This window comes from Breoghania sp. (genome assembly GCF_963674635.1).
Lineage (GTDB): Bacteria > Pseudomonadota > Alphaproteobacteria > Rhizobiales > Stappiaceae > Breoghania.
Map to the genome: position 1 here is coordinate 4,264,285 of NZ_OY771475.1, position 12,450 is coordinate 4,276,734.

Here is a 12,450-nt window from a genome sequence, read left to right on the forward strand (position 1 = left end):
TATCAACGTTAGGTTGTCCGTTCCATTTTGACAGCGCATTTAAAGCTCTCTAATCAAGGTCAGCTTGCAGATGGTCTATTCGAGTGCTTCCGCCAACGGTGCGCCGGATCGCCAGTCTGTGATTCTGATTGGCTTGAGGGGCAAGAAACATGCGCGGAATTTGGCATTTGGGCGAGGGTGAAACTGGGGCGGCGGGCGGTGGAAGCCGGGCGCCGGGATCATCGCACGGACGCCGGCGCGCGCAGCTTCTGCTCACCACCGCGCTCGTCGTCACGCTCGCGGCCGGCGGCGCGGCCTATGCCGCGGGCGGTAATGGCGGACAAGGCGGGGTGGGCTATGGTTCGGCCGGTGGCGTTGGCGGGACCGGCGGCGAAGTCGGCAATGCTGGCGGCGGCGGCAGCGCGGCTCCCGGAAGCTTTTTGAACGACGGCGCCGGCGGTGGAGGTGGTGGCGGGGCCGGAGGTCTGGCTGGCGGAGCCGGCGGTCCCCATACAGATGGAAATGGAGGCGCAGGTGGGGCTGGCGGAACCGGCGGGACGCACGGTCAGTCGGTTGGATCCGCGACAAGCATTTCGAGCGATGTGTCGGGCGGTGACGGCGGCGATGGCGAAAACGGCGGCTCAGTTTCCGACGCGGGCGGCGGCGGGGGCGGCGGCGGCGGCGAGGGCGGTTACGGCGTTGTTGTGGATAGCGCTGCAACGATCACCAACAGCGCGACGATAACGGGCGGCACGGGCGGTCAAGGCGGTTCCGGCGCCTCCCCAGGCGGTGCTGCGGGCGGTGGCGGCGACGGCGGCGTCGGCCTGTACACCACGGCCTCCGGTGTGACTGTGGTCAACGAGGCTGGCGCAATTATTGTTGGCGGTGTGGGCGGTTCCGGTGGGGCGTTTGGTGCGGGCGGCAGCGGCATCAAGGGCTCCGACCTGACGGTCACCAATTCCGGCAAGATTTTCGGCGGCCTGTCGGGCGATGGCTCGACGCGTGGCTACGCGCTCGAATTCACCGGGGGCAACAACACGCTGACACTTCAGTCCGGCGGCACCCTCGTCGGCGGCATCGACATTTCCGGGGCGTTGTCGCTCGAAACGGATGCTGATTTCACGCTCGACAACACGATCTCCGGCAGCGGCGATCTGGAAATTGCCGGCGATCACGTCGTGGTGCTGAGCGGCACCAACACCTATAGCGGCACGACCACTGTCCGCGGCGGCACGTTGGTGATCGAGAGCGATAGCAACCTGGGCGCCGGTGCGTTGAGGTTGGACGACGCTACGCTCTATCTGGACGCAAGCGAGGCCGTCCTTGTCGATAACAACATCGTTCTGGTGGACGGCGGCTCCGGCACGATCAATGTCGACGGCACGTGGCTTAAGGCAGACGGCGACATCGGAGGTATGGGCAATCTGATCAAGCGCGGAGGCGGCCAGCTCATTCTTTCCGGCACCAACACCTACAGCGGCACCACGACGATTTCCGCAGGTTCTCTGTCGATTGCGAGCCGGGACAATCTGGGTAGCGGCGACCTCGCTTTTGGCGGCACCGGCACGCTGGGGGTCACCGGGTCAACGACCCTTACCAACGCCATCGACGTAGCGTCCGGCGCGCGTTCCAGCCTGGCAATTACGGACGGCAAGACCCTTACGCTTTCGGGGGATCTCTCCGGCAGTGGCGAGTTGTATCAGTTCGGCGGCACGCTTCTCGTCAACGGAGACGGCTCCGGCTTCACCGGTTCGCTGGAAATTGTCAATGGCACCCTCGGCGGCTCCGGCACGATCGGCGGGGATGTCCAGCTCTCCTCCGGCACCACCCTGTCGGCGGGCAACAGCCCCGGCACGCTGACGATCAACGGCAATCTCACGCTGGACAGCGGTTCCACGTCCACGTTCGAACTCGGCCAGGCCGGCGTCGTCGGCGGAGCGTCGAACGATCTCGTCAAGGTCGGCGGCGACCTGAAGCTTGGCGGCACGCTCAATGCAACGGCCGGGTCCGCCGGCTATTACCAGCTCTACCAGTATGGTGGCACGCTCTCGGGCGCCTACGGCGCGGTCAATGTCACCGGTGTCAGCGGTGCCATCGGCACCTTGCAAACCGGCATCAATGGCCAGGTCAACATGGTGGTGCTGGCCGACGGCCAGATGCTGCAGTTCTGGGATGGCGCGGATGCGACCGGCAACGGCACGGTCGACGGCGGTTCGGGCACATGGTCGCGTGCCGGCACCAACTGGACAGGCAAGCCCGGCGAGGCGGAGATCAACGGGTCCTATGTCGGCTCCGTCGCGGTTTTCTCCGGCACGGCCGGTACGGTGACCGTGGACGGCACGCAGGCCTTTGATACGCTGCAGTTCAAGACCGACGGTTATGAGTTGACCGGAGGCACGCTGGAAATTGCCCCGCATGCCGGCTCCACCGGCTATATCAACGTCGATAGTGGAGCCACCGTCACGATTGGATCGGTTCTGTCCGTCTCAAGCGGCGGCATTGCTTTGGTCCCGTCGGCCAGGTCGGTGCCGACCCTGGAAAAGGTGGGGGACGGTTTTCTTGTCCTGACCGGCGACAATTCCGGCTTTGGCGGCGATGTGAGGGTTTCTCGTGGTGGCCTCTACGTCATGGGATCGCTCGGCAGCGCCGATACAAGCTTCCAGGTGAGCGCGTCGGATGGCGTGGCCGGCCTCACGGGTTCCGGCACGGTGATCGGCAACGTTACGGTCGGCAGCAGAGGATTGGTCGCTGGCGCGGGGTTGAGAAACAGCCTGGGAACCCTGACGATCGATGGTGACCTTGTAATCGCAAGTGACGGCAGCCTCGCCACTGGGGTCGATTTCGATAAGGATGTCGCCTCCCAGGTTCATGTGACGGGCACGGCCAATCTGTCGGGAACTGTGAAGATTGTCGCGACCGGCACCGCGCCCAACAGCTCCACCTATACGATCCTCACTGCCGATGGCGGGCGGACCGGCAAGTTCGATACGATCGACGAGGATTACGCGTATCTCGACGCGGCGCTGAGCTACACGGACAAGACGGTCGGCGTGACGCTGACGCGTAACGACGTGGCCCTGTCGGGCGTGGCGGTGACGCCGAACCAACGGTCCGTGTCGCGGTCGCTTGAGGGAGCGCCGAGCTCCAATCCGCTGGTTCACGAGATTACGGGGATGTCGGAAGGGCAGGCCCGCAACGCCTACAACCAGCTCTCGGGCGAGCAGACGGCTTCGATGCAGGGGACGATGACGCAAAACGCCAATGTCGCCGGTGCCACCGTCGTCAACCGTATCAACCAGGCCTTCGACGCGGGCGGGGCGCCTGCGCCCGGCATCGCGGTCGCAACCCACGGCGATGCGGCCGGTCTGGGCGGCGAGGCCTATTCGGTGTGGATGCGGGCCTATGGCTCGATCGGGTCCATCGACGCGACCGCGAACACCGCAAGCGTCGACCGCTCGACCGTCGGCGCCATGTTCGGTGCCGATACCCAGGTCGGCATGGCCCGCGTCGGCGCCTATCTCGGCTACCAGTCGTCGAACTACGATGTCGATGCGCTGGGCTCGTCGAGCGATGCCAACAGCTATCAGGTCGGCATCTACGCAGGCACGCAGCTGGGCGGTTTCCGCCTGTCGGGCGGCGCAGGCTACATCTGGCACGACATCGACACGACCCGCAACGTCGTGGTCGGCGCGGTTTCCGAACACATCGAAGGTTCCACCAATGCCGGCACGGCGCAGGTCTTCGGCGAGATCGGCTACGTTTTCGACCTGTTCGACCCGAGCACGCTCGGCCAGAACAGGTGGTTGCAGCTGGAGCCGTTTGCGGGGCTGAACTATGTCTCCACGGACACGGACGGCTACACGGAGGCGGGCGGCGCCTCGGCGCTGACGATCGACGGCTCGACCAACGACGTGACCTTCACGACGCTGGGGCTTCGTGCGGTGACCGGGTTCACATATGGTGACGGGCGTTCCGCGCGGATCACGACGATGGCCGGCTGGCGTCACGCCTTCGGCGACACGACGCCGACCTCGACCAACCGCCTGGCGGGTGGCTCGACCTTCACGGTGGAAGGAGCGCCGATCGCTGAGGATGTCGCCGTTGTGGGCGCGGGGCTCGCGGTGGACGTTTCCGACAACGCCACGCTTGGCCTGGACTACACCGGCCAGTTTGGCGAGGACGCCACCGAAAACTCCGGCTCGGCGCGCCTGATCTTCAAGTTCTGAGCGAGTGGACAGGCTGCAGTCTGTCCTCAAGGAAAAAGCGAACCCCGGTGCCGATGGCGCCGGGGTTTTTTGTTTCGCGCAATCGAGAACCAGAGACGAGCGGCTCGCCATTCGTCTCATGGCAGTTCCCATGGACAGATGAACGGCGCTCGATAGTCTGACGATGGTGTCGATGGCGAAAGGCGATGTTCCCGCCCGGCAAGGCGTCGTCGTGATCCGGAGCGCCCGTTCGCTCCCGCGGACGCGCCTTCAAAACCGGTAGGATGTCTCGGTTCTGTAGACAGCCCCCGGGCGCAGGATGCAGGGCGGAAACTGGTGCTGGTTCGGGCTGTCGGGCCAAGCCTGGGTTTCCATAGCCAGACCTGGGCAGGCCTTGAGCGGGGTTCCTGCGTAGGCGCGCGCTCCTTCCAGATGCCCCCCATCATAGATCTGCAGTCCGGGCTCCGTGGTCGATACGGCAAGCGAGATGCCGCTTTCGGGGCTTTCAAGCAGAGCGACGTCGCGCAATGTCCCGTCGCTGTCGTTCAGACAGAAATTATGGTCGTAACCGAAGCTTCCGATCTCGCGCGGCTTGCGAAAGTCGAAGGCGGTGCCCTCTACACTGGCGATCTGCCCCGTCGGGATCAGGTCCTGGTCCACGGGCAGGTAATGGTCCGCCGCGACAGTCAGGCGATGACGTTTGATGTCGCCGCTCCCATCAAGGGTGAAATAGCCGTGATGGGCGAAGCTGCATGGCGTGGCGCGCGTCGTGCGCGCTTCGATCCGGATGCGCAGAGTTGCTGGCGGTTCCACAGAATAAGTGGCGGCGACGGTCAGCTCACCCGGGAAGCCCATATGCCCATCGGGCAGACACAGGCTCAGGCGCACCTGATCGGTCGTTGCGCGATCCAGTCTCCACAGCTGCTCGCCTGTGCCGCCGTGTCCGCCGTGAAGGGTGTGGCGCGCTCGGAAGTTCGGGTCGGTGTGAAAGGTGGTGTTGTCCAGGTTGAACCGCGCCCCCGCGATCCGATTGGCAAAGCGACCGACGATTGCGCCTGCATAGAGCAGGTCGCCAAGGTAGGCATCAAGGTGATCTGCGCCGATGACCATGGGCCGTCCGGCCAGGCGCAGATCCTGCACGGTTGCACCCCAGGTCAGAACCGACGCTTCAAGCTTTCCGGCTGTAAGCCGGATGCGCTCCACCTCCCGCCCGTCGGGAAGGACACCGAAGATATCGCGGTCCATCAGAGGGTCACGCGCGGTTCGGCGCATCCCTTCACGCCCGGATCAAGGATGAAGGTGCGACCGTCGTCCGGCTTTGGATCCGTCAATCCTTCCCGCGCCGATGTGACATGGAGACGGTTAAACGCGGTGCCGCCGAAGCAGGGGCAGGAGGCGTTGCGCGCGGGGATGTCAATCGTGCGGTCGAGCCGACCATCGGGGAGGTAGCGGGCGACACGGCCTGCGCCCCACTGCGCATTCCATAGCGCGCCCTGCGCGTCGATCACGGCACCGTCAGGGTTCAGCCCTTCCTCTCGCAGATCGACGAAAATCTGCGGACTGCCGGATGGCCAGCCCGCCGCATCGAGTGCCACGGTCCAGATTTTGCGGCGCGCCGTGTCCGCATAGTAGGCCCGTCGTCCGTCCGGGGTGAAACAGATCGCGTTCGGAATGGAAATCCCGTCGAAAAGCCGGTGGATCTTGCCGCCATGGAAGCGGTAGATCGCGCCGGCTTCCGGCTCGGCCTCTTTCGCCATCGTGCCGATCCAGAAGCCTCCCATCGGATCGGCGCGCCCGTCATTGGAGCGGTTCTGAGGACGGTCTTCTTCCAGTGCGGCCAGGCGTGTGCGCTCGCCGGTCGGGATGTCGAACCGATAAAGCCCCGTCTCGCTTGCGACGATGAGACCATCCCGGTCGATCCACCCGGCTGCGGAGGCGTGTTCGCCCATATCCCAGCTTACAGGGCCCTCCGCGGTGCGAGATAACAGCTTGCGTCCCAGGATGTCGAACCAGAAGAACTGCCGCCGCTCCGGGTGCCAGAAGGCGCCCTCGCCCAGTTCGCAGGGGCGATCGTCAAAAACCTCCGTCATGTCACTGCCTCGCTACCGATGATCCGCCGATGGTGGAAAGGCGCAGAAGGCTCTTCTGGAGCAGAATGAACGCCAGCAACAACAGGCCGATGATGATCTTGGTCCACCAGCTCGACAATGTGCCGTCAAAGACGATGTAGGTCTGGATCAGCCCCATGGTCAGCACACCGATCAGCGTACCGAAAACGAAGCCCGCTCCACCCGTCAGGAGGGTCCCGCCGATGACGACGGCCGCAATCGCGGTCAGTTCCGTTCCCACAGTGGCAAGCGGGTAGCCGGACTTGGTGTAGATCGAGAAGACGATCCCCGAAAGCCCGGCCATGAAGCCTGAAAAAGCGTAGATCGCGACTGTCGTGCGTCCGACGCGAACGCCCATCAATCGTGCCGTTGCATCGCCCCCGCCAAGTGCGAGCACGGATGCGCCGAAGCGGGTGCGATGGGCCACGATCATGCCGAGCGCAACCGCAACCAGCATTGCTGCGCCGATCAGGGTAAGCCGGCCTTTTCCGGGCATCAGCCAGTAGGCGCTATCGAGGGAGCCATAAAAGGCGTGATCGATAGGAACGGAATCGATGGTCAGGATGTAGGCCAGCCCTCTGAGGAGGAACATTCCGGCCAGTGTCACGATGAAAGGCGGCATGGCGAGCGCGTGGATAAGACCGCCCATGGCCGCGCCGAAACCGGTTGTGACAGCGAGCAGCAACATGAAGACGATCACGGGATGAAGGCTCGTGTCGCGCAGCATCACGGCAATGAAAACACCGGAGAAGGCGATGACGGAGCCGACGGAAAGGTCGATCCCTCCAGAGAGGATCACGATCGTCATGCCGACTGCGACGATGCCGAGATAGGCGTTGTCCGTCAGCAGGTTGCCGATCACGCGTGTGGAGAGCATGTAGGGGAACTGCATCACGCATATGGCCCATGCGATCAGGAAAATCGCGATCGTCGCAATGAGAGGATAGAGGCGCGGGTTCATTGTCCGGGTGCCTTCACGGATAGGGGAAGCTCTGCGCGTCGGTCTCGGATTGCCCCCTTCAGGCCATGCCATTGATGCGCGAGGTTCGGGCTTTGCAGCACAAGAATGATGAGCACCAGCCCGGCCTTGATGACGAGGTTGTATTCGGAAGGGAAACCCGCCAGCAGGATGCCGGTGTCGATGGTCTGGATGATGAGGGCGCCGAGCAGGGAGGCGGCAATGGAAAAGCGCCCGCCCAGCAGCGAGTTGCCGCCGATCACCACCGCCAGGATCGCATCGAGTTCCAGCCAGAGGCCGGCGTTGTTGGCGTCCGCACCGCGGATGTCGGCCGCCGAAATGATGCCTGCGAGGCCTGCGCACAGGCCCGAGGCAACGTAAACCGCGATCAGCAGGATTGTGGAATTGACGCCGGCAAGCGCAGATGCGGACCGGTTCACGCCGACCGCTTCGATCAACAGGCCCAGGGCCGTGCGCCGCATGAGAAGGGCGAGGCCGAGCGCCGTCGCGAACCAGATCACCGCAGGCGTGGGGATGCCGAGCAGATTGCCGGACCCGAAGAACGCCAGACCTTCGTTGGAAAAGGTGAGGATCCGTCCCTCTGTCACAAGTTGGGCGATGCCGCGGCCGGAGGTCATCAGGATCAGGGTGGCCACAATCGGCTGGATCCCTACGAAAGCGACGAGACAGCCGTTCCAAAGCCCTGCGGCGCCCCCCGCCAGCAGGGCCAGCGCCAACGTTTCGCCGAGTGTCGCGCCATGTGTGATCGACCAGGCGGCGACGGCACCGGCAATCGCCATGACCGTGCCGACACTCAGGTCGATGCCCCGCGTCGCGATGACCAGGGTCATGCCGACGGTGAGAAGCCCGACCTGCGCACCGCGCTTCAGGACATCCATCACCGGTCCGACAAAGCGTCCGTCCACGATCTCGATCTTGAGAAAATCGGGAAAGAACAGGGTCACGAGGGCCACGAGCGCAGCCAGGGTGACAAGCTGAGGCAGGATCCGACGCAAGGTGGTCATCATGCGGCTTCCTCCCCGATGTCCTGCCCTTCGGCCTCCCGAGCGGCGATGGCACGAACGATGGTGTCTGAGGAAATCTCCTGTCCCGTCAGCTCCGCCACATGCCGACGATCGCGGACCACAATGACCCGGTCCGATATGGCGATGAGCTCATCGAGCTCGGAGGAGATAATGAGGACAGACATGCCGTCGGCGGTCATCTGCTGGATCAGCCGCAGGATTTCGGCATGCGCGCCCACATCGATGCCGCGTGTCGGCTCATCGAGAATGAGGAAGCGCGGGTTCATGGCAAGCCAACGTGCGAGGACGACTTTCTGCTGGTTTCCGCCGGAAAGTTCGCCAACGGCTTGCTCCGGTCCCGAGGTGCGAATGTCGAGGCGGGCGATATAGTCTTGCGCCAGCCGGGTCTGTTCGGATTTCGAAAGACGGCGGAACCAGCCTCGGCGGGCCTGTAACGCGAGAGCAATGTTCTCGCGCACCGAAAGATCTGCGACGATGCCGTCTTCCTTGCGCTCTTCCGGTGCATAGCCGAAGCCTGCGGCAATGGCCGCGCGTGGCGAGGAGAGATCGAACGGCCCGCTTTCGTCCCGTGCCGTGCCGCCCTGGGCCTCCACCACACCGAAGAGAAGCTCCGCGCTTTCGGTCCGCCCTGAGCCCAGCAGACCGGCAAGGCCGAGCACCTCTCCCCTTGCGATCGATAATTCGAAAGGCTCGATGTGTCCGCGGCGACCATAATTCCTGAACCGCAGGAGCTCAGGCTTGCGCCCCGCGCTCACATGGGTCTTGCCATGTTTCACGACTTCCTCTTCCAGCGCATGACCCAGCATGTGCTCGATCAACCGGATCCGGTCGAGATCGCAGGTGCGCTCGCTCGCCACCTTTCGGCCGTTGCGCAGAACGGTGACGCGGTCGGTCAATGCGAAAACCTGATCGAGGAAGTGCGAGACGAAGATGATGCCAAGCCCGCGATCCCGTAGCCCGCGGACGACGTCGAACAAGGTTTCTACCTCGCGCGCATCCAGGCTTGCGGTCGGCTCGTCAAGGATCAGAACCTTGCCCGACAATGCGACGGCACGGGCGATGGCAATGATCTGACGGACCGCGACGGAATAGTCGGAAAGGTTGCGCGAGACATCTATGTCCATCGCGTAGCCCTCCAGTATCGCTTCCGCCTGCCGCCGCTGGGCCCGTGTATCGACCATGCCGAAACGGGTCGGCTCTCGCCCGAAGGTGAGGTTCTGCGCAACGGTGAGATTTGGCAGCAGGTTCACCTCCTGGAAGACTGTCGCGATGCCCAGCTCCTGCGCTTTTGAGGTTGAGCGGGGCGAAATCGGCCGATCCTCCAGACAGATCTCGCCCTTGTCACGGCTGTAGGCTCCGGTCAGGCACTTGATGAGGGTGGACTTGCCCGCGCCGTTCTCCCCCAAAAGCGCATGGATCTCGCCAGCCGCCAGGTCGAAATCGACCGCGTCAAGCGCCGTGGTGCCGGGGAAAGTCTTGGTCAGTGAGCGAATGGTCAGGAGCATCTCGGAACTGTCCGCTTCGTGTGGGATTGTCCTTGTCGGCGCGGCGTTGAAAAGGCGCCGCGCCGATCATGCCGGTGTCAGTAACCGAGGTTCTTGCGACGCTCGTACTCACCTTCGGGATCGTTGGCCCGGGTGTAGAGCTTCGACTCGGTCTGAATGAACTTCGGAGGCGTGGTTCCGTCATCCATGTAGGCCTTGAGCACGTCGAAGGCTGGGCCGGCCATGTTCGGCGTCAGTTCGACTGTCGCGTTGGCCTCGCCCGCCGCGATTGCCTTGAAGATGTCCGGCACGGCGTCGATCGAGACGATCAGAATGTCTTCGCCCGGCTTGAGACCGGCTTCCTTGATGGCCTGAATGGCGCCGACGGCCATGTCGTCATTGTGGGCGTAGAGCGCGCAAATGTTCTGCCCGCCGCCTTCAGCCTGCAGGAAGGATTCCATGACTTCCTTGCCCTGCGCGCGGGTGAAGTCGCCGGTCTGACTGCGCACGATCTCGATGTTGTCGTGACCCGCAATGGCGTTCTGAAACCCGGTCTTCCGGTCGATCGCCGGCGATGATCCTGTGGTGCCTTGCAATTCCACGACACGGCATTCCTTGCCCGCGACATGGTCGACCAGCCATTGGCCTGCGACTTCGCCTTCATGCACGAGATCCGATCCGACCGCCGTCAGATAGAGCGATTTGTCGCTGTTTACCTGCCGGTCGAGCAGGATGACGGGGATCTCCGCCTCCTTGGCTTCTTTCAGCACGCTGTCCCAGCCCGTTGCCACAACGGGGGCAAGAAGGATCGCATCCACGCCCTGCGCAATGAACGAGCGAATGGCTGCGATCTGGTTTTCCTGCTTTTGTTGAGCGTCGGAGAACTTCAGGGTGATCCCGCGCTCCTCGGCCTGCTGTTTTGTAAGGGTCGTCTCAGCCGCGCGCCAGCCCGATTCCGATCCGATCTGCGAAAAGCCCACGGTCTGAGCGAAGGCGGCTGACGCGCCGAAGGCCGCAAGCGCGACCGCTGTCAAAATGGTTTTCATGCTATTTCCTCCCTGGGATCTCGGGCGCTTCTCCTCCTCACGCCCTGTCCGCCGGCAACGGACCATCCGCCGCCGGTATTCCTTCCCCGAAGACGGTTCCTCAGACGTCTCGCAAATCGGCGGGCAAGAGGGCCTCGGGGAGGTTCTGAAACGAAATCGGCCGCAGAAAACGGCGGATGCCAAGGCTGCCGACCGACGTCGCACCGAAATTGGTCGAGGCCGGGAACGGGCCGCCATGCACCATGGCGTCGGCCACCTCGACGCCCGTCGGGAACCCGTTGGCAAGGATCCGTCCCGCCATTCGTTCCAAAACCGGCATCAGATTACGCGCTTGCTCGGTGTCCTCTGCGTCCATCTGCACCGTTGCCGTAAGCTGGCCGGAGAAGGATTTCGCCACGCGCATCATCGTTTCGGGTGACGCGGTGCGCACGAGGATCGCAGCCGGACCGAACATCTCCTGTGCGAGGTCCGGGGTTGCCAGCCATTCGGTGTCCGTGACCTCGAAGACGACCGGCGCGCCACAACGGGCAGGGGGCACCTTGGCCTCGGTCAAGCGGCGCGCGGTTGCGGCAACGCGGGCAACGGCGTCTGCGTATCCTCTTGCGACCCCTTGGGTCAGCATCGGCTGCGGCGCGATTTCGTCAAGCGCGCGCAGCGCAGCGTCTCGGAAGGCATCGCCATCCGGGCCCTGCGGCAGCACGACAATGCCGGGATTGGTACAGAACTGACCGACACCCATGGTGAGCGACCCGGCCCAACCGGCGCCGATTTCCCTGCCACGCGCCGCCAGTGCGGCAGGAAAGACGAAGACCGGGTTGATCGATCCGAGCTCTCCGTAGAACGGGATGGGCTCCGGTCGGGACATGGCAATATCGAACAGGGCCTTGCCGCCATGAAAGGACCCGGTGAAGCCGACCGCGCGGATCAACGGATGGCGCACGAGTGCCTCGCCGGCTTCATTTGTGTTGGACTGAACGAAACCGAACGTGCCTGCGGGCAACGAAAGGGCTTCGATCGCCGCTTCGATGGCACGTGCCACCAACTCGCCCGTGGCCGGGTGGGCGGGATGTCCCTTGTAGACAACCGGGCAACCGGCAGCGAGCGCGGCTGCCGTGTCGCCGCCCGCCGTGGAAAAGGCGAGCGGAAAGTTCGACGCGCCGAATACCGCGACGGCGCCGAGAGGGCGCTGGATCAACCGCAAATCGGGGCGCGGCAGCGGTTGGCGGTCGGGCAGCGCCACATCATGGCGTCTGTCGAGATAGTCGCCCTTGCGGATGTGGGCTGCGAACATCCGGAGCTGGCCGGTGGTGCGGGCCCGCTCGCCCTCCAGACGCGCTTTCGGCAGGCCGGTCTCGTTTGCGCCAAGGGCGGTCAAGGCGGCGCCCCGGGCCTCGATTTCGTCTGCGATGGTCTCAAGGAAGCGGGCGCGGGTTTCCCGCTCACTCCAACCATATGTGGCGAAGGCCTGTTCCGCAGCCCTGACCGCCCTGTCGATTTCGGTCGCACCGCCCGAACAGACCGTTCGCGCAGAGCCGGTCACGGGATCCGATTTGAACTCCGTCCCGCCCTCGACCCATTGGCCTGCGATCAGGTGCTTTCCGCTGAGTTGGATATTGTCCAGCAT

At 64.1% G+C, this 12,450-nt stretch carries 8 protein-coding genes; 1 reads left to right on the forward strand and 7 read right to left on the reverse strand.

Features of this window, described 5'->3' with window-relative positions; genetic code table 11:
- The first annotated feature begins 149 nt into the window (after nucleotides 1-149).
- Nucleotides 150-4,205, forward strand: a complete 4,056-nt coding sequence (locus ABGM93_RS18465) for an autotransporter domain-containing protein (RefSeq protein WP_321501953.1) — start codon at nucleotides 150-152, stop codon at nucleotides 4,203-4,205.
- Nucleotides 4,206-4,454: 249 nt separating this feature from the next.
- Here ABGM93_RS18465 and ABGM93_RS18470 read toward each other — a convergent pair whose 3' ends face one another.
- From ABGM93_RS18470 to ABGM93_RS18500, 7 genes are all read right to left on the reverse strand, one after another.
- Complete coding sequence (locus ABGM93_RS18470; protein WP_321501955.1) at nucleotides 4,455-5,429, reverse strand: aldose epimerase family protein; 975 nt, start codon at nucleotides 5,427-5,429, stop codon at nucleotides 4,455-4,457.
- Entirely contained in the window at nucleotides 5,429-6,274 is an 846-nt protein-coding gene (locus ABGM93_RS18475) for an SMP-30/gluconolactonase/LRE family protein (protein WP_321501957.1), read from the reverse strand. The genes ABGM93_RS18470 and ABGM93_RS18475 overlap by 1 nt, the downstream gene beginning before the upstream one ends.
- 1 nt (nucleotide 6,275) lies before the next feature.
- Nucleotides 6,276-7,253, reverse strand: coding sequence for a galactofuranose ABC transporter, permease protein YjfF (gene yjfF / locus ABGM93_RS18480; protein ID WP_321333233.1), 978 nt, complete (start codon nucleotides 7,251-7,253; stop codon nucleotides 6,276-6,278).
- A complete protein-coding gene (locus ABGM93_RS18485; RefSeq protein ID WP_321501959.1) occupies nucleotides 7,250-8,278 on the reverse strand; it encodes an ABC transporter permease in 1,029 nt (342 codons plus the stop codon). Before ABGM93_RS18485 ends, yjfF begins: the two co-directional genes overlap by 4 nt.
- Nucleotides 8,275-9,801, reverse strand: a complete 1,527-nt coding sequence (locus ABGM93_RS18490) for a sugar ABC transporter ATP-binding protein (protein WP_321501961.1) — start codon at nucleotides 9,799-9,801, stop codon at nucleotides 8,275-8,277. The genes ABGM93_RS18485 and ABGM93_RS18490 overlap by 4 nt, the downstream gene beginning before the upstream one ends.
- A 77-nt stretch (nucleotides 9,802-9,878) precedes the next feature.
- Entirely contained in the window at nucleotides 9,879-10,826 is a 948-nt protein-coding gene (gene ytfQ / locus ABGM93_RS18495; protein WP_321501963.1) for a galactofuranose ABC transporter, galactofuranose-binding protein YtfQ, read from the reverse strand.
- A gap of 100 nt (nucleotides 10,827-10,926) precedes the next feature.
- Nucleotides 10,927-12,450: an aldehyde dehydrogenase (NADP(+)) gene (locus ABGM93_RS18500; protein ID WP_321501965.1), complete on the reverse strand. Its 1,524-nt coding sequence runs from the start codon at nucleotides 12,448-12,450 to the stop codon at nucleotides 10,927-10,929.